Source organism: Marivita sp. S2033 (genome assembly GCF_046592965.1).
In the GTDB taxonomy this organism is placed as follows: Bacteria; Pseudomonadota; Alphaproteobacteria; order Rhodobacterales; family Rhodobacteraceae; genus Marivita.
On sequence record NZ_JBISBV010000008.1, the window covers coordinates 1 to 22628 of the forward strand.

Annotated in this window: 21 protein-coding genes; 11 read left to right on the forward strand and 10 right to left on the reverse strand. The window is 59.2% G+C overall.

Going from position 1 to position 22628, the window contains the following annotated elements; translation table 11 throughout:
• Positions 1 to 12: 12 nt before the first annotated feature.
• The 4 genes from ACGKZZ_RS13395 to ACGKZZ_RS13410 all read right to left on the reverse strand — a co-directional run bounded on the left by ACGKZZ_RS13395 (position 13) and on the right by ACGKZZ_RS13410 (position 3566).
• Positions 13 to 531 carry a hypothetical protein gene (locus ACGKZZ_RS13395; protein WP_411224081.1) on the reverse strand — a complete coding sequence of 173 codons (519 nt, stop codon included), beginning with the start codon at positions 529 to 531 and terminating at the stop codon, positions 13 to 15.
• A 275-nt stretch (positions 532 to 806) separates the two neighbouring features.
• Positions 807 to 1040, reverse strand: a complete 234-nt coding sequence (locus ACGKZZ_RS13400) for a helix-turn-helix transcriptional regulator (RefSeq protein ID WP_411224082.1) — start codon at positions 1038 to 1040, stop codon at positions 807 to 809.
• Between the two features lie 124 nt (positions 1041 to 1164).
• The gene (locus tag ACGKZZ_RS13405) at positions 1165 to 2283 is read right to left on the reverse strand and encodes a hypothetical protein (RefSeq protein WP_411224083.1); all 1119 of its coding nucleotides are present in this window, start codon (positions 2281 to 2283) and stop codon (positions 1165 to 1167) included.
• Between the two features lie 101 nt (positions 2284 to 2384).
• Positions 2385 to 3566 carry a tyrosine-type recombinase/integrase gene (locus ACGKZZ_RS13410; protein ID WP_411224084.1) on the reverse strand — a complete coding sequence of 394 codons (1182 nt, stop codon included), beginning with the start codon at positions 3564 to 3566 and terminating at the stop codon, positions 2385 to 2387.
• Between the two features lie 581 nt (positions 3567 to 4147).
• Between ACGKZZ_RS13410 and ACGKZZ_RS13415 the strand changes: the two genes are divergently transcribed.
• Genes ACGKZZ_RS13415 through ACGKZZ_RS13425 form a run of 3 tightly spaced genes read left to right on the forward strand, consistent with a single transcriptional unit; the run spans position 4148 to position 7813 of the window.
• A complete protein-coding gene (locus tag ACGKZZ_RS13415) occupies positions 4148 to 4666 on the forward strand; it encodes a 2Fe-2S iron-sulfur cluster-binding protein (RefSeq protein WP_411224085.1) in 519 nt (172 codons plus the stop codon).
• Positions 4663 to 5622 carry an FAD binding domain-containing protein gene (locus tag ACGKZZ_RS13420; protein WP_411224086.1) on the forward strand — a complete coding sequence of 320 codons (960 nt, stop codon included), beginning with the start codon at positions 4663 to 4665 and terminating at the stop codon, positions 5620 to 5622. Before ACGKZZ_RS13415 ends, ACGKZZ_RS13420 begins: the two co-directional genes overlap by 4 nt.
• A 4-nt stretch (positions 5623 to 5626) precedes the next feature.
• Positions 5627 to 7813 (forward strand): xanthine dehydrogenase family protein molybdopterin-binding subunit, encoded by a 2187-nt coding sequence (locus ACGKZZ_RS13425; protein ID WP_411224087.1) that lies wholly within the window; start codon positions 5627 to 5629, stop codon positions 7811 to 7813.
• Between the two features lie 182 nt (positions 7814 to 7995).
• On the opposite strand, the gene ACGKZZ_RS13430 is transcribed toward ACGKZZ_RS13425, so the two are convergent.
• Both ACGKZZ_RS13430 and ACGKZZ_RS13435 read right to left on the reverse strand, forming a co-directional pair.
• On the reverse strand, positions 7996 to 8397 hold the full coding sequence (locus tag ACGKZZ_RS13430) for a hypothetical protein (RefSeq protein WP_411224088.1): 402 nt from the start codon (positions 8395 to 8397) through the stop codon (positions 7996 to 7998).
• Positions 8398 to 8440: 43 nt separating this feature from the next.
• Complete coding sequence (locus tag ACGKZZ_RS13435) at positions 8441 to 10366, reverse strand: PHA/PHB synthase family protein (RefSeq protein ID WP_411224089.1); 1926 nt, start codon at positions 10364 to 10366, stop codon at positions 8441 to 8443.
• A gap of 172 nt (positions 10367 to 10538) precedes the next feature.
• On the opposite strand from ACGKZZ_RS13435, the gene ACGKZZ_RS13440 reads away from it, so the two are divergent.
• Genes ACGKZZ_RS13440 through ACGKZZ_RS13460 form a run of 5 tightly spaced genes read left to right on the forward strand, consistent with a single transcriptional unit; the run spans position 10539 to position 16545 of the window.
• Positions 10539 to 10949: a hypothetical protein gene (locus ACGKZZ_RS13440; protein WP_411224090.1), complete on the forward strand. Its 411-nt coding sequence runs from the start codon at positions 10539 to 10541 to the stop codon at positions 10947 to 10949.
• Positions 10946 to 11590 (forward strand): TetR/AcrR family transcriptional regulator, encoded by a 645-nt coding sequence (locus tag ACGKZZ_RS13445; protein ID WP_411224091.1) that lies wholly within the window; start codon positions 10946 to 10948, stop codon positions 11588 to 11590. Before ACGKZZ_RS13440 ends, ACGKZZ_RS13445 begins: the two co-directional genes overlap by 4 nt.
• Position 11591: 1 nt before the next feature.
• Positions 11592 to 12647 carry an HlyD family secretion protein gene (locus tag ACGKZZ_RS13450; protein ID WP_411224092.1) on the forward strand — a complete coding sequence of 352 codons (1056 nt, stop codon included), beginning with the start codon at positions 11592 to 11594 and terminating at the stop codon, positions 12645 to 12647.
• Complete coding sequence (rbbA, locus tag ACGKZZ_RS13455; RefSeq protein ID WP_411224093.1) at positions 12644 to 15418, forward strand: ribosome-associated ATPase/putative transporter RbbA; 2775 nt, start codon at positions 12644 to 12646, stop codon at positions 15416 to 15418. Before ACGKZZ_RS13450 ends, rbbA begins: the two co-directional genes overlap by 4 nt.
• 2 nt (positions 15419 to 15420) lie before the next feature.
• Positions 15421 to 16545: an ABC transporter permease gene (locus ACGKZZ_RS13460; protein WP_411224094.1), complete on the forward strand. Its 1125-nt coding sequence runs from the start codon at positions 15421 to 15423 to the stop codon at positions 16543 to 16545.
• Between the two features lie 83 nt (positions 16546 to 16628).
• Here the strand turns inward: ACGKZZ_RS13460 and ACGKZZ_RS13465 are convergent, their stop codons facing one another.
• Together ACGKZZ_RS13465 and ACGKZZ_RS13470 are read right to left on the reverse strand one after the other, a co-directional pair.
• Positions 16629 to 18548 carry a heavy metal translocating P-type ATPase gene (locus ACGKZZ_RS13465; RefSeq protein ID WP_411224095.1) on the reverse strand — a complete coding sequence of 640 codons (1920 nt, stop codon included), beginning with the start codon at positions 18546 to 18548 and terminating at the stop codon, positions 16629 to 16631.
• Between the two features lie 63 nt (positions 18549 to 18611).
• Positions 18612 to 18842 (reverse strand): heavy-metal-associated domain-containing protein, encoded by a 231-nt coding sequence (locus ACGKZZ_RS13470; protein ID WP_411224096.1) that lies wholly within the window; start codon positions 18840 to 18842, stop codon positions 18612 to 18614.
• A 96-nt stretch (positions 18843 to 18938) separates the two neighbouring features.
• Here ACGKZZ_RS13470 and ACGKZZ_RS13475 point away from each other — a divergent pair, with 96 nt between their 5' ends.
• Positions 18939 to 19826, forward strand: a complete 888-nt coding sequence (locus tag ACGKZZ_RS13475) for a LysR family transcriptional regulator (RefSeq protein WP_411224097.1) — start codon at positions 18939 to 18941, stop codon at positions 19824 to 19826.
• 270 nt (positions 19827 to 20096) lie between these two features.
• Here the strand turns inward: ACGKZZ_RS13475 and ACGKZZ_RS13480 are convergent, their stop codons facing one another.
• Both ACGKZZ_RS13480 and ACGKZZ_RS13485 read right to left on the reverse strand, forming a co-directional pair.
• Positions 20097 to 20288, reverse strand: a complete 192-nt coding sequence (locus ACGKZZ_RS13480; RefSeq protein ID WP_411224098.1) for a hypothetical protein — start codon at positions 20286 to 20288, stop codon at positions 20097 to 20099.
• A gap of 93 nt (positions 20289 to 20381) precedes the next feature.
• On the reverse strand, positions 20382 to 20657 hold the full coding sequence (locus tag ACGKZZ_RS13485) for a hypothetical protein (RefSeq protein ID WP_411224099.1): 276 nt from the start codon (positions 20655 to 20657) through the stop codon (positions 20382 to 20384).
• Between the two features lie 419 nt (positions 20658 to 21076).
• On the opposite strand from ACGKZZ_RS13485, the gene ACGKZZ_RS13490 reads away from it, so the two are divergent.
• Together ACGKZZ_RS13490 and ACGKZZ_RS13495 are read left to right on the forward strand one after the other, a co-directional pair.
• Positions 21077 to 22072: an alpha/beta hydrolase family esterase gene (locus ACGKZZ_RS13490; protein ID WP_411224100.1), complete on the forward strand. Its 996-nt coding sequence runs from the start codon at positions 21077 to 21079 to the stop codon at positions 22070 to 22072.
• A gap of 212 nt (positions 22073 to 22284) precedes the next feature.
• Positions 22285 to 22581 carry a PRC-barrel domain containing protein gene (locus ACGKZZ_RS13495; RefSeq protein ID WP_411224101.1) on the forward strand — a complete coding sequence of 99 codons (297 nt, stop codon included), beginning with the start codon at positions 22285 to 22287 and terminating at the stop codon, positions 22579 to 22581.
• Positions 22582 to 22628 lie beyond the last annotated feature (47 nt).

Consider the following 22628-nt stretch of genomic DNA (forward strand, 5'->3'; position numbering starts at 1 on the left):
GCTATGTGAGGGCTACGCAGCGCCGGGCCTGCTCAGCACAAAGGGGTCAATATTGGACGCCGATAGGGGGTCAAAGTTCAATGCCGATTGACACTTCGGGCGGTTCTTCCGTATCGCCCAGTGAGGCGCTCGCCGACGCGATAATTTTTTGGTCTTCCAGTACGTAGACCGCCAGTTGAAGATGGGCTTCATGCAGTAAGATGTAGCCTTGGTTTCCTCGCCAACTTTGACGTCCTTCACACGGAGTGCTTTTCGCTTAGCCCCGAGAGAAAACCGTTTTTCGATCTGAGAGCGCAGCGCCTTTGCAGAGGCACCTTCAGCGAGGCCCAAGACGGCCACATGGGCGTGGACTACCCATTCGAAATCGGCGTTCGCTTTGCTGTTGATCGATACATCTATCCCGCCAATGGCAATCAGATCAGGCGGAAGAACGTCACGAAGTCCACGCGCAATCCATTTTTTCGCTTGGACAAGATCAATCCTATAAAGTTCACCTCGTTGAGCTGTAAAGGTGATCGGTACAAGGGTCATGCTCTCGGACCGCAAAGACCGACAGATGTAGGCCCATGCCTCCTCAAGATACTGCAGTCGCTGGTTCCTCATGCATACGTGGCATGCACCTGAGCCGCAGAAATGACCTTCAGTTTCGTTACAGCCTTCAAGGATTACGGCCAAATTAATGGCTTCATTGGTACCAAGACGACGGAGTCGCCTGATGAGCAAAGCGTTTCTGATCCTTGCTGTTACCCTGTGTTCAAACTTGTCATGGATATACGGAGGCTTTTTGCGCTTGCGACGGGAGGTCATTAGCTGTCTCCCTCCATCGATGTGACGTAGGCAAGGATATCTGACTTCCACCAGCAAGAGATGCGTGGTCCGAGCTTAACAGGTTTTGGTATCTCGCCAGATTTGACCAAGTTGTATAGCGTTGAGCGAGAAACAGGGAGAAGCCCATCATCCCCGATAATTTGGCTAAGGCGCAGCAAAACGTCTTTGCTAGGGCGGGTATCTTGTGCGTCTTTCTGTGGAGAGGTTAACATGTTGAAGTTCCTTTCAATGAACACCGTTGTTGGCGTTGAAAGAGAGGTACTTCCTGTTCAGCCTCTTAAAAATTGTCCGACCGGACATGGATAGTCCATCTGTGTATGGACCAATGTGCGCCCATCAAGTCCTTGATTTTGTTGGTTTAGTTATAACTTCCCGAACCAACCCCTCTTCGAAAGGATGCAGTTTTCTCGCTCGAAATTCTATCGGTTCAACCAGTTCTGAAGCAAGGTTCAGTATCTCGCTCTGTCCTGCATCGCCAATTTGGGACAAATAGGTGGTCGAGAAGTAGACTGCCTTGCCGATCCACTCTCTTAGTTTGGGTAGTGACATTTCGGGATCAAAGTCAGCCGTGAGGATCGTATCAAGAAGCGTTCTTTTCTGACTCACACGTACGTGAGCGGCTGCATGCAGCAATGCAAGGGATTCCGTGTTTCTGGACCAAATCTCATGTATCTTCGAGCGTCTCTGGAGATAGGAGGGGAAATGTGGGAATTTCTTCGCCCGCTCAGCCATTTTGTTGACCCATTCGGCTTTTTTCTGTTTCCGTTGAGTTTCATTCCTCCCCTTTTTAAGTTCTTCTTTGAGCTGATTCTCTTCTTTTTTAAGCCTTTCAGTTCTTATCTTAATAGCCTTGTCCGCAAACAGAATTACACGGTTCTTGCTAAGCGCGTATTTATCGCCGGACACTTCAATATCCTGCATCGTTCGCAGGATATTTAGATAATATGATATCGACTGAATACTTAAGGTATCGGCACTCAAGAAATTCTCGATATCGTACTCACTGCCTGTATAGAGAACAGCAATGTTGCCACCCAATGGATGAAAGATGTCTTGGTCAAAATCTTCGCCAGTCAGGATATAGCGTGCGATAATGTCAAGACCGTCAGAACCTTCATCGTCATCGATTTCATAGAGCCCTTCGCTTCTGACAATGTGGCGTTTAGCTTCGAGTTCCATAAGAAAGTGTGAGTGGACGTTATCTGTTGGATCGACAACACATCCGCAAAAGCCCGCAAACAGGAAATTCTTAAAAACACCGTTGCTCTCAGTGTTGTCGAGAAGAATGGGAAGAGCAGCCTTCGCGTTAAATTTCTTGCCCAAGCAAATCTTGGCGAACTCCGCTTGCATCGGGTGTTTAGGGGGGATGTCTATTTTTGATCGAAGGTCTGCAAGCAGATCGTTGATCGCAGCTATTTCATCGCGTTTAACGTAAACATATTTTGAATTCGCCATTTAGGTAGATCGCTCTTTAAGTTGGGATTGTGACTTGATGAGGGGTTGCATTCGGTGACGAGGATTTTGTGTTAGGATAGAAGGTGTCAATCGGAAATAGCTCAATCGTTATTCAAGTAGGATGCCCATTTTTCCATCATTGCTCGACGGCGATCAAGCATGTCTCCACGTCTATAGGCGGCCTCTACTTTGTTCCCCACAGAGTGCGCCAAGGCCATCTCTGCAAGTTCGTTGGGATAGTCTGTGGTTTCGGCAACCCAATCCCGGAATGATGATCGGAAGCCATGCGCAGTGAAGGGCACCTCTAGCCGTCTGAGCATCATTGCGAATGCCATGTTAGACATTGGGCGCTTAGGTTTGGTTCCGGGAAAAACATAAGAGCCCTGCAGGCCCAAGGCTGACACTTCCTCGACAATTTCGAGAGCCCGCTGGGGAAGGGGGATGCGATGCTCGCGCTCCATCTTCATGCGTTCGGCAGGGATGACCCACAGCCCCTCTTCGAGATCAAACTCCGACCAGTCGGCCTTCAAAACTTCTGACGTGCGTGTTGCCGTCAGGATCAATAGTTCAAAGGCGCGTCTGGTGATAAGGCCATCCTTATCGGCCCGCTGCAGCCCCTGCACAAAGGCGGGGACATCCGCGAAAGGCATGGCAGCGTGGTGTTCGACCTTCGCGGTCTGTTTGGGAAGACCTCGCTCAATTCCATCAACAGGATTGTCTGTCGTGCGAAACCCAGATGCCTTGGCCCAATCAAACACAGTCTTCAAGCGTTGTCGCACCCGTCGCGCCGTCTCCGGCTTTTCCAGCCAGATCGGTGACAAAACACGCAAGACATCACCTGACTTGATGTGATCCAGTTGCAAGTTGCCAATATGGGGCACCGCGTAGGTCTCTAGAGTGTTGATCCACTGTTGAGCGTGTTTAGGATTCTTCCACGTTGGCGCGGTTTCAGAATGAACCTGTCGCGCTGCTTCAGCAAAAGTAGGTGTTGTAGCGCGCTCTTTACGACGCTCTTCCAGTGGATTGCCCCCGTTACGCGCAATTGTCCGATACTTGACGGCCAATTGCCGAGCATCTGCGAGAGTCACCAAGTTTGCGCCACCCAAACCCATGTCTCGCCTCCGACCATGAACCATGATCCTCAGCATCCACCGCTTGGCACCGGTGTCTGATACCACGAGGTAAAGACCTTGACCGTCAGAATAGCGTCCCGCTTTGGTCACCTGCCGCACCTTGAGAGCAGAGAGGGCCTTGTCTGGATGCAAACCGCGCCGTTTTGTCATTCTAACACCTGCCAAGCAAAAACCACCCACATTACAGCCCACATTTCGAAGCCAGTTGCAATGGTTTTAGCTGGTTTCTGCTGGACGACCTACTTCGTTTTATCGTATTGATTCAATGCAGTAAACGAACGACTCTGCATCTGCTTGCACTTTGATTGGGGTTCTCCTCGGTCCGCCACTTACAGAGAATTCCCCGTTTTTATTGAATAATTCGCCAGATTGGTTGCTTCGGTTCTCGGAGTTGGAACTTTCCGTTCTGGCAACGATCTTCTTGAGGTCTGTGGACTTGCTGTTTCGCGCCGCGTCGGCGGCGGGCGCGGCTTGCGGTGCTGGGCCTGCGTCAGGCAGCCATGGCGTTATGCAAGAATTTGCCTTGCGTGGGCTAAAGGTACGAGATCGCTCCCGCGGAGGTGCCCTTAGCGAGTGAAGCGTGATGATTGCGACGCGCGATACCAACGAGTTCATTGAAAATGCGCGCCGCGCCAAGCGAACATGCGCGCATCCGACTGACATCAATAGTCCAGGCATCGGAACCATTTTTCAACGGTCGCGTTGAAAGTCACAAGGTTTTGGAGGACAGCATGGAAATGACGCTAAACATCAACGGGGAGGCCCGTGCGCTTGATGTTGATCCTCGAACGACATTGCTCGATGCGCTGCGCAACCACCTTGGCCTTACTGGCTCGAAGAAGGGATGCGATCACGGTCAATGCGGTGCCTGCACGGTCATCGCCGACGGTCGGCGGATCAATTCCTGCCTGACCCTCGCCTGCATGATGGACGGTGTCGAAATCACCACCGTGGAAGGGCTCGGCAAACCGGGCGACCTGTCGCCGTTGCAAGATGCTTTCGTGCGTCATGACGGGTTCCAGTGCGGCTATTGCACCCCCGGACAGATTTGCTCGGCGACCGCGATGCTCGACGAGGTCCGCTCCGGCTGGCCGAGCGTCGTGACCGAGGACCTGGAGGGGGAGACGGTGAGCCTCGACAACGACGAGATCGCCGAGCGAATGTCCGGCAACCTGTGCCGGTGCGCGGCCTATCCCAATATCGTTGATGCGATCCGTGAAGTCTCTGAGCGCAAGTTGGCCGCGGAATGAATCCTTTTGAGTATGTCCGAGCCGACGAAATCAGCGATGCCGTGGGCAAGCCGCGGTTCATCGCGGGCGGTACCAACCTGCTCGACTTGATGAAGTTGGGGGTCGAGACGCCCGACCGCCTTACCGACATCACGCGGCTCGACCTGAAATCCATCGAAGATTACGAAGGTGGTCTGCGGATCGGCGCGCTGGTCTCGAATTCCGACCTTGCCGCCGACATGCGCGTGCGTCGGGATTATCCGGTGCTGCCGCGCGCGCTGCTCTCGGGGGCCAGCGGCCAGTTGCGCAACATGGCAACCACCGGCGGCAACCTTCTTCAACGCACGCGATGCTATTACTTTCAGGACACGGATTCGCCATGCAACAAGCGCACGCCCGGATCGGGATGCAGCGCCATCGGTGGCGTCACGCGCCTCCATGCGATCTTTGGGACAAGCGAGCATTGCATCGCCACCCATCCCAGTGACATGGCCGTGGCGATGCAGGCTCTGGATGCGTCGGTCGAGGTCGAGGGTGGGGACGGATCGCGCCGGATCGCGCTGTCGGATTTCTACCGCCTGCCGGGGGATCGCCCGGATCTCGAAACGGTGCTTGAACCCGGTGAGTTGATCACCGCCGTGGTGCTGCCACCGGCACCTCCGGGCAGACAGACCTATCGCAAGGTCCGCGACCGCGCCTCTTATGCTTTTGCGCTGGTCTCCGTTGCCGGGATCGTTTCGATGGAAAACGGCAAAATCAAACAGGCGAAGCTGGCTTTCGGCGGTGTCGCCCCACGTCCGTGGCGTGACCGGGAGTTCGAAGCCGCGCTGGCAGGTCAGGCGCCCACGAAAGAGACCTTCGACGCTGCGACCGACATCCTGCTGCAAGATGCGGTCGGGCAGGGCGGAAATGATTTCAAGATCCCGCTGCTGCGGCGCACGCTGCGCGCCGTTCTGACCGAACTCTGCGAGGAATGACGCCATGAACCTGCATCACAAGATGGACGAGGCCGACCGTCGCAACCGGCTCGACGAGATGGCGCAGGGCGTGTTGTCCACGCCAATGGATCGCCCTGAGGGGCCGCTCAAGGTTTCGGGCACTGCCACCTATGCCCACGAGGCCCAGCCCGACGGCATGTTACACGGGGTGTTCGCGCGCGCGCCTCGCATTGGCCGGCTGATGGGAATGGACGATACCGCCGCACGTGGCATGGATGGCGTCAAGACGATCATCTCCGGTGAAAGACTGTTGCGCAATCCCGCCCAGGGCACCGCGAACGAAGCTCCGGTCCAGGGCGCATCGGACGTGCATTACGTCGGCCAACCGATCGCGCTTGTTGTCGCCGACAATTTCGAGACCGCCCGCGCCGCGGCCCAGACGATCTCTTTCGACATCGCTGACGCCGATCGCGCCCCCAGCACCCCTCGCGATTATGAAAGCCCTGACGACCAGCAATCCAGTCAGGGCGACCTCGACCGGGCAATGAACGAGGCGGCCGTAAGTATCGACCAAACCTATACGACGCCCTCTCACAACTCTGCGGCGATGGAGCCCCATGCGTCCATCGCGCAATGGGATGGCGAAAAACTGGTTCTGCGCGGCAGCTATCAGATGCTGAAGTACAACCGCAACGAACTGGCCGATGCGCTGGGGGTCGATCCCGAGAATGTCAGAATCGTCTCGCCCTATGTGGGCGGCGGCTTTGGCTCCAAACTTGGTATTGCACCCGAAGCCGTCGCGGCGGCTCTTGCGGCCAGGGAGACCGGTCACCCTGTCGGCGTGGCGATGACACGTCAACAAGTGTTTGAGAGCACCATGCGCCGCTCGGAGACCAGGCAGCGGGTCCGGCTGGCCGCCGATGCCGACGGGCGCCTGAGTGGCGTCGGGCACGATGCCTGGGTGTCGAACCTGCCGGAGGAGACGTTCTTTGAACCGGTGACCCAAGCCACGCCGTTTACCTATCGCGGCGAGAACCGCGTGATCGGAACCCATGTCACCCGTGTCAGCCGTACCTGCGCCGGCTCGGTCCGCGCGCCCGGTGAGGCGGTGGGCGTCACCTGTTTCGAGATCGCCATGGACGAGCTGGCTCATGCCGCCGGGATCGACCCGGTTGAACTGCGCCGTCGCAACATCGCCGAGCAAGACCCCTCGGAGAACAAGCCCTATTCCTCGAACAAGCTCGACGCCGCGTTGACCTCGGGTGCTGCGGCCTTCGGCTGGGATGACAGCCGCCCCGAGCCTGCAAGCCGTCGCGAGGGCGAATGGCTGATCGGGCAAGGCATGGCCTCGGCGGTGCGCGTGAACACCCTCATGGGTTCAAAGGCACGCGTGACGCTTGATCCGGGTGGCACCGCGGTGGTCGAGACCGACATGACCGACATCGGCACGGGCACCTACGCGATCCTGACACAGCTCGCCGCCGAGATGCTGGGCCTTGAGTCGGGCGCCGTCGAGGTCAGGCTCGGCGACACCGATCACCCGCCGGGGTCTGGCTCGGGCGGATCATGGGGCGCGTCCTCGGCCGGATCTTCGGTCTTCCTCGCGTGCCAGAGCCTTCGCCGGCACATCGCGGACGCGCTCGGGACCAGCGAAGAGAACCTGACCCTCAAGGATGGACAGGCGATTGCCGACAACCGCTCGGTGCCGCTGTCGGAGGTACTGGACGCACCCCTCGAAAGCACCGGCGAGATCGAGCCTGGAGACACGGGGGATGACGTCAGGCAGGCCACTTGGGGTGCCTATTTCTGCGAAGTTGCGGTCAATTCCGTGACGGGCGAGACGCGGGTGCGTCGCATGCATGGCACTTTTGCCGCCGGTCGCATCCTGAACCCCAAAACCGCGCGCTCGCAATGCCTGGGCGGAATGACTTTCGGCATCGGCATGGCCTTGACGGAGGAACTGATGCACGATCCGCGTGATGGGCACGTCGTCAACCGCGACTTTGCCGAATACCACCTGCCGGTCAACGCCGATGTGCCGCAAATAACGGTCGAGTTGTTGGATGAACGCGACCCTTGGGCCAACCCGATGCAGGCCAAGGGGATCGGCGAGCTGGGCATTTGCGGAGCCGCCGCGGCCATCCTCAACGCTATCCACAACGCGACCGGCGTGCGGGTGCGCGATCTACCTGCGACGCTGGACAAGGTGCTGGCGGAAATGGCGGATTGATCGCGGCCGATTTTCCGAAACCAAAGCTTCAAACCAGTTTGGTTTGCTCAACGCTTTTCTTCAGGGTCATTTCGCACAAGTTCAGGACGTCGTTCTCATCGCACAATTCGGCCAACCGATGCGGTGGCGCGAGCACAGGAAAGCCGTAAGAATTGGCAACAAACCGGTGCCAAGCATCGGTTTCAGGGTTTGGGAGCTTGCCTGATGTGCTTCCAAGCCACGACCGATATAACCGCCCAAACTCCCGTTCTTAGGATCATCGCCCCAACGGTGCGCATCTCGTAAGCGCCGCCTTCACTTATATGCAGCGCAAAGGCCAGCATCACCAAAAACGTGCTGGCAAGAATACCAATTGATACCCAGACCGCAGGAGAGTGCCGGAGGAACAACCCGATTCCAGCGACAACATAAGCGAAACCAGCCAGAAAATTGAACCACAGCACGAATGGCACGGCATTGCCGACAGCCGCTCGGGCCTCAGCGCCGCCGAACAGGGCACGACCACCGGACAAAATCGTTAACAGTCCGAAAATGAAGGCCACGCCTGCCGCGACCACCAGGCTGGTGTTTCGATTGGTGTTCATCTGCTTAGTCCTTCGTTGTGCCACGCCCGGCAAAGAAAGTGTCCTACGTTTGGAACACATACGTCCCCGGAGCATCGGCCATGGCCGTATAGCCCGCCTCCGGCGCACCCATGGCAGGCGGTTTTGTCAGCGCGCCTGAATGCCCGTCCAGCCACGCCACCCATGCTTCCCACCACGATCCATCCTGCTTGTCAGTCGCGGCTTCCCATGATTGCGGATCGAGATGGCGATCCATTTTATTCATAGTTGCGATCTGAAAGGACCGGCGCGGATGGCCGACGCGACTGACAATGCCTGCGTTGTGGCCTCCGCTGGTCAACGCAAAGGTCACATCGGTATCTGTCAGCGCCCGTATTTCGAAAACCGAAGGCCAGGGCGCGACGTGGTCTTTTACCGTTCCGACCGCGAAAATGGGGGCACGGATGTCGGTCAATGACACCGGACGGCCATCGACGTCGAACCGGCCCTCGGCCAGATCGTTGTTGAGGTAGAGCTTGCGCAGATATTCCGAATGCATGGCGTAAGGCATGCGTGTGCCATCCGCGTTCCAGGCCATGAGGTCGTTCATGAACGGTTCCTCGCCCTTCAGATAATTTTGCGTCACGCGAGACCAGATAAGGTCGTTCGAGCGCAGCATCTGGAACGCTCCGGCCATCTGCGTGGTGTCGAGGTAACCCTGTTTCCACATCACGCTGTCCAAGAAGGAAAGTTGGCTTTCATTGATGAACAGCTGCAATTCGCCGGATTCGGTGAAATCAACCTGACTTGCCAGCAAGGAGAGCGACGCGAACGGATCGTCGTCCTCGCGCGCAATCGCGGCTGCGCCAATCGACAGCAGCGTGCCGCCCAGACAATACCCTGTCGCGTGGATCTTCTGGCCGGGAACGATCGCCTTGATCGCGTCGAGTGATGCGTTCACACCCAGTTGGCGATAATCCTCCATCGTCAGGTCGCGGTCCTCCGCGTCGGGGTTTTTCCAGGAAATCATGAAGACCGTGTATCCTTGGCTGACAAGATATTTCACCAGCGAATTTTCGTGCGACAGATCGAGGATATAATATTTCATGATCCAGGCCGGAACGATCAGGATCGGCTCGGGATGTACGGTCTTTGTGAGTGGGGCATACTGAATGAGCTCGATCAACCGGTTGCGATAGACGACTTTTCCCTTTGTGATCGCGACGTCGCGACCCGGTTGATAATCCTCAGTGCCCTCGGGCGGGAGGTCAGTCATCATCGCTTGCACGTCTTTCGCAAAGATCCGCGCTCCACGAACCAGATTCTGCCCGCCATCGGCGCGGGTCTGTTGCAGGATCTCGGGATTGGTGGCGAGGAAATTGGACGGCGAAACCGTATCAAGCAGCTGCCGCATCAAAAATTGCAATTGGCGCTCATGCTCGGCCGTGACGCCGGGCACGTCAGTCACCACATTGTGCCACCATTGTTGCTGGAGCAGGAAGCCCTGATAGATCAAGTTGAACGGAGTCGACTGCCAAGCCTCACCGCTGAACCGGTTGTCCTGCGGCAATGGCTCGATGCAGGGTTCGGTCTTGTCGGTCGTATCGGCGCATCTGATTGCAAACTGTGCATACCGGCGGGCCTTGTCGGCGGCCTTTTCGGCAAGTTGCAATTGTTTGCCTGGTGCTGACGCGATGTGTGTGGCCCAGTCAAACCAAGCACCCATCACTGCGGCTGGCGACAACCCATGTGTGAAACGGGCGATAGACGTGTTGGCGGCATGATCAAGCGTTTCATGGACGATCGACATTGCGCCATTGTCCTTGGGTGTATGCGCTTGTGCTTTGGCTTGGACCTTTGGAAGGGCCGTTGACTTTGTCTTCTGTCCATCAGGGGCAACCGGACGCGGCAGGGTTTCGTCTGATTTGCGGCGATCCGCTTTCGTACCAGCTGCACGTTCATCACCATCCTTGTGCAGCGACACCACTGTATCCTTGCTCGCATTATCCATGACTCACGGCCTCCTGGGCTTGCATCGAAACGGTTTTGACAATGAAAAAAGCCGAACCGCACATCGTGACAGAATCGTTTCGCTAAAAAGATAGTAATTGATTACTAACTAAATTCAAGCCATGCTGGGATTGGAGCGGAAATCCACCTGTCGCATGTAAAAGAGGGCGATCATGTTTGCCGGCAAATCCAATATCTCAGCAGGGTTCCTGTTTCTCAGCTTGTTCATGCTCTACGGGTTTTTCCTGATTTACCTGCGCGATTTCGCCCCCGGAAAAGAACAGTGGATCGCCGATTATGGTGTTGGCGCGCACTTTGAATCGCGACTGGCCCATGTGCATGGCAATTTGTTCGCGCTGCTCAACGTCGCGGTCGGTCTGGTGCTGTTGCGAATGCAATTGTCCCCCACCTCGACCCGCTGGATTTCCGGACTCGCGCTGGTGGGCATGTTGATGCCGCTGGGCATTCTCGCCGAGGTTCTGTTCGGCGTGCCGCCGATCTTCGTCATTGTTGGTGGGGTGTCGATGGTTCTGGCCTTGGGCTGGCTCTCATTCGAGGTTTGGCAGGCAGAGATTCGGCCATGAACGCATATGTCCGGCAAAAGAACCTGCCAGCTGACGAACGCCGCAACGTCACCGTCGAAGCGGTTGTGGAGCTTGCCGCGCGCACCAATCCCAGCGAGATCACGACGGCTGCGATTGCCAAGCATATGAACCTCACTCAAGGCGCCTTGTTTCGCCATTTTCCGAACAAGGAGGCGATCTGGAAAGCCGTGATGAGTTGGGTGGCCGAACGCCTGATGGCGCGGATCGACACAGCCGCCGAAGGCATCACATCGCCGCTGGACTCCATGCAGGCGATGTTTCATGCCCATGTGACATTCGTTGCAGAACATCCGGGTGCGCCGCGTATGTTGTTTGGCGAGCTTCAGGGCGCAAAGGCAACGCCCTCGAAGTTGCTCGCACGCGAATTGATGGAACAATACGCCGCCCGCCTGACCCGCGTGATCGAAGCGGGGAAAGCCTGCGGGGAATTGCCAGACGAGTTGAATTCCAAGTCCGCAGCAACGCTCTTTATCGGTATGATTCAGGGGCTCGTCATGCAGTCTTTGATCGCGGGCGACACGGAGCGAATGCGAGCCGACGCGCCGCATGTCTTTGCGATCTTCCGGCGCGGTATTGAAACGGCGCAGACGGCAAACAGCGACGTCGAAGGAATCTCTTGATATGTCACGAAAACTGTCCGTAATCCTTGCCTTGGCAGTGTTGGCCGCTTTTCTGGGCTTTTCAGCGTGGAAGGTGCTTCTGGCGCCGGATGATATGCCGCCAGACGGCTTCGCACGCGGCAATGGCCGGATTGAAGCCGATCTGATCGACATCTCGACGCGCCTGACCGGCCGTGTCGCCGAAATCTCAGTGCGCGAAGGTGATCTGGTGCAGCCCGGCGATCTGCTTGCTGTCATGGATACAAGCGAGCTTGAAGCGCAGCAGATGCGCGCACAAGCTGCTGTGGCAAGTTCAGAAGCTGCCGTGACGGTTGCTGAAGCGGGCGTGACACAGGCGGAGGCCAGGCTTGCCCTGTCGCAGAGCGAATTGGCGCGAACCGAGACGCTGAGCACTCGCGGTGTGGTCACTGGCGAGGAATTGGACATCAGGCGCACCGAGGCGCAATTGGCCGAGGCGGGTCTTGCCGCAGCGCGCGCGGGTGTCGTGGCTCAACAACGTACCGTGGACGCCGAAAACGCGGCTCTTCGCGAAATCGAGGCGCGGATCGCCGACAGTGCGCTTTACGCTCCTGCGGCGGGGCGCGTTCTTTACCGGCTCGCGCAGCCCGGCGAGGTGATCGGCAGCGGCGGCAAGGTTCTGACACTGGTCAGTCTTGGCAAGATCTACATGGAATTCTTTTTGCCTGCCAGCGCCGCGCCACGGGTTCGGCTGGGCGACGAGGCCCGCATCGTGGTGGATATCAGGCCCGATGTGTCAATTCCCGCCGTGGTCAGTTTCGTCGCACCGCAGGCACAATTTACGCCCAAGCAGGTTGAAACAATCGAAGAACGCGAAAGCCTGATGTTCCGTATTCGCGTGCGCATTCCGGGCGACCTGGTTTCGGAGCGCCTCACTCAGGTCAAGACCGGTGTGCGCGGCGTGGCCTGGGTGCGGCTGGTCGGGCAAGACGGCACGGTACCGGATTGGCCCGACGGCCTGACGCCGCCAGTCGCAACCGGCCTGCCGTCACCGCTCAATGGCACGCCATCTGATGCCGAAGGCGCAAGCTCGCAATGACTCGCAATGCTGACCTGTCTGACGGCCAGAAACCGTTGGCGGCAGCGGTGCAACTGGTAAGTCACCGCTACGGCAAGGTTCTGGCGTTGAATGAAGTCACGCTGGATTTGCCTGCCGGTCGGATGGTCGGGCTGATCGGGCCGGACGGTGTCGGCAAATCGACGTTGATGGCTCTGATAGCTGGCGCCAAGAAGCTACAGTCGGGACATGTCGAAACCCTTGGTGGAGACATGACCTCTGCGCGTCATCGCGCGAATGCAGGACGGCGGATCGCGTTCATGCCACAGGGGTTGGGCCGAAATCTGTATCACGATCTGAGCATTCAGGAAAATCTGGACTTTTTCGGCAAGCTCTTCGGACTGGGCAAGGCCGAACGGTCGACGCGGATCGCCCGTCTGGCCCGCGCCACCGGCCTTGCAGCCTTTATGGACCGGCCTGCGGGCAAACTGTCCGGCGGGATGAAGCAGAAGCTGGGACTGTGCGCATCACTGATCCATGACCCCGATTTCCTGCTTCTGGACGAGCCGACAACCGGCGTCGATCCGCTGTCGCGGCGCCAATTCTGGGATCTGATCGACACCATCCGCGCCGATCGCCCGGAGATGAGCGTGCTGGTCTCCACCGCCTATATGGAAGAGGCGGCGAGCTTCGGGCATCTGGTGGCGATGGAGGGCGGGCGTGTCCTCGCCGAGGGCAGTCCTGACGAATTGATGGCGCGCACTGCAAAGCCCACGGTAGAAGCCGCCTATGTGGCCTTGCTGGGCGGTGACCGCGCCGACACATCAGCCGCCGAAATACCCGCGGCCAAGACCAAAATGGAACCGGGGCCGCCCGCCATCCGCGCCGAGGGTCTGACCAAGCGGTTCGGTGATTTCACCGCTGTCGATGCCGTCAGCTTCGAGATCGCGCGCGGTGAGATTTTCGGGTTTCTGGGCTCCAATGGCTGCGGCAAGACGACGACTATGAAGATGCTGACCGGCCTGACCCCCGCAACCGAAGGGAAGGCGTGGATATTCGGTCAACCCGTCGATGCGCAGAACTTCGACGCGCGTCATCGGGTCGGTTTCATGTCGCAATCCTTCTCGCTTTATGGCGAACTTTCGGTGCACGAAAACCTGCTGCTCCATGCGCGGCTTTATCACTTGGGTCGGACACTCACCGCACAGCGGATGGCAGAACTGGTGCCACGCTTTGGCCTTGAACCCTATCTCGATCAGGGGGCCGCATCGCTGCCGCTCGGGGTGCGTCAGCGTCTGTCGCTGGCCGTCGCGGTGATACATGCACCTGATATCCTGATCCTGGACGAGCCGACATCGGGCGTCGATCCGCAGGCCCGCGATATATTCTGGGACATGCTGCTGGAATTGGCGCATCGCGATGGCGTGACGATTTTCATTTCGACTCATTTCATGGACGAAGGCATGCGCTGTGACAGGATTTCGCTGATGCACGCGGGCAAGGTTCTTGTGTCCGATGCGCCAAAGGCGCTGATCGCCGCGCGTGGCGTCGACACGCTTGAGGATGCCTTCATCGCCTATATGCTTGACGCGTCGGCAGCCGACGCGCCGGTGGAACAGGGGCTGTTGACCAGCACCGATACGCAAAAGGCTGACTCCGCTGCGTCACGTTTCAGCCTGCAAAGGCTACTGGCATTCACCTCGCGCGAGGCGATGCAGGTGCGCCGCGATCCTGTGCGGCTTGTCTTTTCCTTTGTCGGCAGCGCGCTCCTGTTGCTCATCATGTCTTTTGGCATCTCTCAAGAGGTCCGCAATTTTCCCTTCACAGCCTTCGATCAGGATCGCAGCCCCGAAAGCCGCGCCTATCTGTCGGGCTTTGAAGACTCGGCGTGGTTCATGCAAGCCGCTCCGATTTCAGGCGCAGACGAACTTGATCGGAGAATGGCCAGCGGGGAGCTGGCCCTGGCGTTGAAAATTCCGCCCGGTTTTGGCAAATCCCTGCGCCGCGGGGAAACCGCCGAAATCGCCGGGCTGATCGACGGCTCCGACACAAATCGCGCCGGTACAATCGAAAGCTACGTCGACGGCGCTCACGCGCATGTCCTTTCGGTCGGCACGCAATCGGCGCTGGCTCTGGGCGATCTGGCACCCTCAAGCCGCACGGGCGCTCCGGCACAGCTTATCCCGCGGTTTCGTTACAACCCGGCGATGGAAAGCCTGCCCGCCATCGGCCCTTCCATCCCGCCGCTCCTTTTGTTGCTGTTCCCCGCGATCCTGATGGCCGTCAGCGTCGCGCGGGAAAAAGAGATCGGTACGATTACCAACTTCTACGTCACCCCGACCAGCCGCGCCGAATTCCTGATCGGCAAGCAACTGGTCTACATAGGCATCACGCTTCTGAACTTCGTGATCCTGACGGCGCTGGTCGTGAGCGTTCTCGACGTGCCGTTGAAGGGCGATCCGGCAGCACTTGTCCTGGGTGCGCTACTATATGCCGTGGCGGCGACCGGCTATGGGCTTGTCGTGTCCATGCTGACCAAAACCCAGGTCACAGCGGTCTTTGCGGCAGCGATCCTGTCGGTGATGCCGACGCTGCAATTCTCGGGGATGATGACGCCTGTGTCGTCACTGGAAGGTGCCGCGCAGATCATGGGCACTTTCTGGCCCACCACGTGGTACATGGGTATCAGCGTCGGGACCTTTACCAAGGGGTTGGGACTTTCCGAGCTTGCAGGACACCTGCTGCGTCTGGCGGCGTTCGGGCCGATCCTCACCTTGCTTGCCGTGCTGGCGCTGCGTAAGCAGGAACGCTGAACATGCGGCAGTTGACGAACATCTTCTGGCTGGTGGGAAAAGAGCTGAAAAGCGTGCTTGGTGATCCGGTGATGGTGGTCCTGATCCTGTGGTCCTTTGTCGTTGCTGTCGTGCTTGAGGCAAGCGGCGCTGGCGACACGGTCTACAACGCCGCGATCGCTATTCTTGACGAAGATAATTCAGCCCTGACACGGCAGTTGACAGATGCACTTGGCCCGCCCTGGTTCCAGCCTCCGGTGATGATTGCTCCCGATCAGGTGAGCACAGAAATGGATGCCGGGCGGATCATGTTCGTTCTCAGCTTTCCGCCGGGCTTCGAGGCCGATGTAATCAAGGGTCTTTCGCCGGCTGCCCAACTTGAAGTGGATGCCACAGCCGTGAGCCAGGCTCAGCTTGGCACCGATTACATTTCCAACATCCTGATTTCGGAAACCCGCGCCTTTCTCACGGGCATCCCGGATGCACCCGCCTCACCAGTGCAACTGGAGCTGCGCCGCGCGTTCAACCCCAACGGTAATCCGGTCTGGTTCAAGGCAATGTCCTCGCTGCTCAACCAGCTTTCGTTGCTGACGATCGCGCTGACCGGTGCGGCGATGCTGCGGGAACGCGAGCAAGGCACGATCGAACATCTGATGGTGATGCCCCTCACGCCGTTTGAAATCGCGCTGTCCAAGGTGCTGGCAAATGTCGTGGTCGTTCTGGCGGCCTTTACGCTGTCGCTGACCTTTGTCGTGCAGGAATTGTTGCAGGTTCCGGTGGCGGGTTCGGTGCCGCTGCTTCTGGTCGGAACGGCGGTTTATCTGGCCGCCGCAGCCGCAATCGGCATGTTCCTGGGCACAATGGCGCGCAGCATGGCGCAGTTTGCCTTGCTGGTGATCATGGTGATCATTCCCATCATCATGCTATCGGGGGGCATGGGCGCCGTTGAAAGCCAGCCCGACATCGTGCAGCGTCTCACGACAGTACTCCCATCGCGCCATTTTCTGGCTTTTGCCAAAGCAGTGGTGTTTCGCGGAGCCGGCGCCAGTGCAGTCTGGTTAGAAATGTCGCTCATGGCGGGATTGGGCGCGGCGTTTTTCGCGGCAAGCCTTGTGTTGTTCCGACGGTCGATGGATTTGTCCGGCTGAAGCCGCGATCCCCGGGATCCTTGCCGAACGCGTTGAACCCGCGCCGATGGGGCGCGGGTTCGGAGGTGATCATCTCGATCCACCTATGCAGCGACGCGTTCGGCGGTTCGCGCGGCGGACCTTGTCCTGTGGGCCTTGGGCACCCGCAACAGGCGCATGGCGTTGAGGATCACGATCAGTACCGACAATTGGTGAACCAGCATGCCACCGGCCATGTGGATGGTGCCGGTATAGACCCCGAACAGCAGCCCGACGACGGTCAGAACCGCGATCACGAGGTTCTGGCGCATGTTGTTCAGCGTCGCCCGCGCGATTTCCATCGCCTCGGCGATCTTGCCCAGATCGTCGGTCATCAACGCGATATCAGCCGTCTCAATCGCGATGTCGCTGCCCGACGCACCCATGGCGATGCTGATATCCGCCGCCGCCAAGGCAGGTGCGTCGTTGATGCCATCGCCGACCATCGCCACATGCAAGCCTTCGGCGCGCATGGCGCGGATGCGGTCCAGCTTGTCGTCGGGCATCATGCCGGCATGCACCTCGTCCACGCCGACTGCGCTCGCAATCGCCTCGGCCGCCGGGCGCTGGTCACCTGTGAGCATGACGACACGGTGAACCCCAAGGGCGTGCAGCCGGTCGATCATCGGCTTGGCACTGGCGCGCGGCATGTCGGCGAGCCCCAGCAGGCCCACAACTTCGCTGTTGCGTGCCACGATCACCACGGTGTGGCCCAGCCCGTGCAGCCGGGCGATGCCGTCCTTCGCCTCGGCGTTGAAATCGATCCCAAGGTGATCGAACAGCCGGTGGCTGCCGACGGCGATGTCGTGCCCGTCATGGCGGGCGATCAGACCCATTCCGGCGATCTCTTCCAGCGCATCGGCGGTGGGCAGGGGGCCTTGCTGGCGCGCGGCCTCGATGATCGGGCGACCCAGCGGATGGGTCGATCCGGTTTCGGCGATGCCGGCCCAGAGCAGGACATCGACCTCGCTTTGGCCCCCCAGCGCCACGACCTCGGCCAGACGCGGCTGGCCTTCGGTCAGCGTGCCGGTCTTGTCCAGCGCCAGCGCGGTGATGCGCCCGGCGTTCTCTAGATGCTCGCCGCCCTTGATCAGGATACCCGCGCGGGCGGCACGGCCGATCCCCGCGATCACCGAGACCGGCGTCGAGATGACCAGCGCACCGGGACAGCTGACCACCAGCAGCGTCAGCGCCAACTCAACGTTGCGCGTGACGATGTAGCTGACAATCGCCATGACGAACACGCCAGGCGTGTACCAGCGACCGAAGTTCTCGATCATCCGCTGGGCCGGGGCTTTGGCCTCCTGTGCCTCTTCAACGCGGGTGATGATCCGCGCCAGCGTGGTGTCAGAACCGACACCGGTGGCTTTCAGGTGCAGCAACCCGTTTTCCGCTAGGGTTCCGGCAAACACCTTCGATCCGGGGGCCTTTTCGGCCGGGATCGGCTCACCGGTGATAGAGGCCTCATTGACGGCGGCGTTGCCTTCGATCACCTCGCCGTCGACCGGCAGGCGCTCACCCGCCCGGACAAGGACGGTCTCCCCCAAGCCCACCTCATGCGCGGCGACCTGGATAGTATCGCCATTGCGCAACACCGTGGCGGTCACCGGAGCGGCATCGATCAGCGCCTTGAGCGCGCCACGCGTGCGGCTCATGGTGCGGGACTCAAGCCATGCCCCCAGCATGAACAGGAAGGTCACGGCGGCAGATTCCCAATGGTTGTCGATGAAGAGCGCACCGATTGCGGCGACGATGACGAGCAGTTCGATGCTGAGTTGGCGCAGCTTCAACGACGCCCAGGCCCGCAGCGCGATGTCATAACCCGCAAGCGCCGCCGCGATGGTCATCAGCGGCGCCCAGGGCGCGGCCAAACCAAAACCATACCAGGCCACCAGTGCCATGGTGATAAACAGACCACTGGCGATGGTAAGCCATTTGCGCCGACTGATGGGATGTCTGAAGATGTCTATGAACCCGGAAAACATGAGCTGCCTCCTTTCATGGAAAAGCCCCGCCACCGAATGGCAGCGGGGAAAGCGGTGGAAGGTCTAGAACACCGAAGGCTTGGCGGTGTAACCGGACTTGGCGATGGATTTCACCAAGGCATCCACGTCGGTGAGCGCGGGGTCATGTTCGACCTCGATCCGCCCGCTCGCGAACTTCACCTCGGCCTTCTCCACACCCGGCAGCGCCATCAGCGCGGTTTCGATCTTCGGAACACAGGACGGGCAAGACAGCTCGTCGCTGCGAAGCTTTGTGCGAATGGTGGTGTTGGTCATGACGACATCCTTTCAGGTGATTGATATTGCTTCCGCACCAGATATAGCTTCTTATCTGACGCACAGGGAGTGGCGAAAACGGCAAGGAGGCCTTGCATGAATGCACAGCTCACGAATTGGGACGATCTGCGGGTGTTTCTGGCCGTGGCGCGGGCGGGCAGCCTTTCGGGGGCAGCGCGCAGCCTTGGCGTCAACCATTCCACGGTGTTCCGCCGGATTGCCGGGGTCGAAGACAGGCTGGGGGTGCGATTGTTCGAAAGGCTGCCGACCGGCTATGCACTGACCGCAGCGGGCGAGGAAGCTCTGGGCTTGGTTGAACGCATCGAGGCCGATGTCACGACGCTTGACCGCACCGTGACCGGACAGGATTTGCGCCTCAGCGGCAGCGTGCGGATCACGGCAACCGACATGCTCGCGTTCTGGCTGTTACCGGATCATCTTGCGCGGTTCCGCAAGAGTTATCCGGGCATCGAGGTGGAGATCGTGGTGGGAAACGAGACGCTCAACCTCTCTCGGCGTGAAACCGATGTGGCTCTGCGGATCGGCAACACCCCGCCTGAAACGCTGGTAGGACGACGGGTCGGCCGTCTGGATTTTGCGGTGTACGGTGCGCCGGAATACTGCGCATCTCACCCCGATGCCGATCTCGCAAAGCATGACTGGATCGGCTTTGACAGCGCCCACGCGCCCTTGTCTCGGGAGTTGGAAAAACTCGTTCCGGGCATCCGTCCGTCCATTCGATCAAACTCGGTTGCCTGTGCCGTGCGGCTGGCAAAGGCCGGACTGGGACTCGCAGTGCTGCCTTGTGCCATCGCCGAGTTGAAAGCGGACCTGATCCGCGTCTGCGAACTGCCCAATACCTTCGGTCTTGATTTGTGGCTGCTGACCCACGAAGACCTGCGTCATACCGCCAGAATCCGCGCCGTTCTGGAATTCCTGACACCCGCGCTGACAGCAAGCTTGCACGTGGTTTGCAAGGACTGAGGCGGATGACGAACAAGGAATCGCGTGAACTAAAGCGTTGCCACGCTCGCTGTGCTGGACTGTGCGAGGCAGTCCGGCGTTTCCGGCGCGAGGTCGATTGTTTCGGCGGGTTGGGGATTGGGCATCGCGTGCCTTTCAACGTCGCGGTCGGGAGGGGCAGGGATGACGGATCGACCGCCACTAGCGCTCCGAGATGCTGCACTAAGGCCCGTGACAGAGCGCAGGCGTAGCCGACGGCGTTTTTGATGCTGTCCCCGGCGACGAGGCGGGTCAGGACGCCGGCTTGAGGCGCGCGTCGGCGCCATTGGCGCCGTCAAAAGAGCAGATCGGGAGGCTTGCGCCCTTAGTGGCGAGCTTCTTGACGAGCAAGACCCGCCAAAACGTGTCGGTCTGGCGGGACTTCACTCGGGGGTTGAGGCGGCGTTTCATCCGGATTCCGGACCGGATCTTCTGTCGGATCATCCACCGGATTTTCTACAGGTGGGCGAGATGGCGTTTCAGGCGGCTCTCGCACAGGGACCTCGGTGGGGGACGGGTCTGGATTGTCTGTCATGATCAGTCCGCGATCCGTGAGCGCTCGGTCGGATTGGGGTCGCTCGCCGGTGCATCGCCAAGGGTTTCCTCGGGCCGATGCAGATCGTCCTGCGGTTTTTTAGGCGGCTTCTTTTTCTTCTCATCATCATCTGGCTTGGCCATGTTTTCCTCCTGACACTTACGACGTGGATACAAACTCAACTGCGGCAAGGTACCGGTGGTTCCCTTTGCCAAGGTCACCCCGCTCTGCCGGTTGTTGTAATGAGTATCAGCGCGTTTGTTTGAAGCTTCGAACACGTCGCGCGATCAGTCGTCGTTCCTCGAATGAATGAGCGAAAAAAGTTCATATCCGGATGAACCAATCAGCTTGCATGATCGTTCAGTCCCCGACATGTCCGTTGCATGTCAATCGGACACGGCGGTATGGAGAACAGGGCGATTTTTCCGATTTCCCGCTCTGGCCAACGCAAAGGCAGACGAGCTTCTCGTCCCGTCTGCAGCGGACATGTCACCGGCCGGAAGTAACGAAACGTAATGACCCCGGTGTTCCCTGAAAATTGGGCCAGTCGGTCAAGAGGTGAGGGCAGATGCACGATCCGTTCAAACGCGCGCGTGCAAAGACTCAGCGCAAGCTGAGGCGCGCCGGCGTTTCCGCTCTGACTGATATGTGGGGCACGATGCTTGGCAGCACAAAACCGGCCAAAAGTAGGCGCAAGTTGGCAGGCAAGCCAATCAAGGCGAGTGCAAAAGCGTCAAAGCGTCCGACCAGCGGCAAGAAGACCGAGGCCAAGGCTCGCGCTCCAGTTCAGGCCACATCGCGATCAAATTCGCGCGTACCGCGCGGTGCGTCGTTCGAGGATGGCACACTCGAGACTGCCTTCGGCGCGCGATCCTACAAGCTTTACACACCTGCCGCCGCCAAAGCCTTGGCAGTGCCCCTTCCATTGATTGTCATGCTGCACGGGTGCGGACAGACCTCACGGGACTTTGCCCGTGGCACCGGGATGAACGCACTGGCAGAGGAATTCGGGTTTTTCGTCCTTTACCCGGCCCAGGCGCGCGATGCGCATCATTACCGATGCTGGAACTGGTACGAGCCGGACGATCAGAAACGCGGTGCGGGCGAACCGGCACTGCTTTCAGAGATGACATGCCACATTATCGCCGACCGGAACGTGGATCCCGCCAAGGTTTATGTCGCTGGTCTTTCAGCAGGGGGAGCGGCTGCGCTGATCCTTGCAACGGAATATCCCGACATTTTTGCGGCGGTTGGAGTCCACTCCGGTTTGCCGGTCGGAGCGGCGCATAACTCGGCGTCCGCACCCAGGGTGATGCAAACCGGCGCACCCGGTCAGCGCAATGGTGTCCGGATGCCAACGATCGTTTTTCACGGCGATGCCGACAAGGTTATCAACCCTCGCAACGGTCGCTTCATCGCCATTCGGGCGTTGGAGCCTTTCGACCATCTCGACCGGACGGAAAAGAGCGGCCGCGTTGCAGGCGGCCGTGAATTTACCCGCACGGTGCATCGCGTGGGCAGGGGGCGCTCTTATACCGAGCAGTGGGTCGTTCACGGCTCCGGGCACGCATGGTCCGGCGGCCACGCTGGCGGAAGCTTTACCGATCCGACTGGCCCGGACGCATCGCGCGAGATCGTAAGGTTCTTTCTGCGGCATCGCACCACCAAGAAACGTCGCCAAGCGCGACCTTGATCAACGCTTGGCTTTCGATCTCTTGAGGATTGAGATGATCAGCCCGCGTCACATGAGCGGCGGCGATCGTGAGGCGCATCTCTCATCCGGCGTCGGAAGGACAGGCGGCCTGCTAGGCGGTTTTACGCCGCCCCGGCGTCAGCTGAGTCCGGAACCCCAACCGGTTTGAAGGGTTGATCACATAGTTGAAAACTAACCAATAGGAGATCATCGTGGACCATTCAAAGCATACCCCTCTACGCCCCGAAACCCTTGACGCATCGACTGTCGAAGGTGCGAACGTATATGGCCCGGACGACAATCATATCGGCGATGTTTCGCACTTTCATGGAACCGGACCGAATGCACAGGTCGTTGTGGATGTCGGCGGATTCCTCGGCATCGGTGCGAAGCCGGTCGCGCTCAACGTGTCGAGCCTCAACTTCATGCGCGATGAGAATGGAAGCGTCCACGCGACGACGGCCATGACCAAGGATGAACTGAAAAGTCTGCCCGAACACAAGCATTGAACGTCGTTACTCTTGCACATGGAAGCGGCCGCGACTCCTCGGAGTGG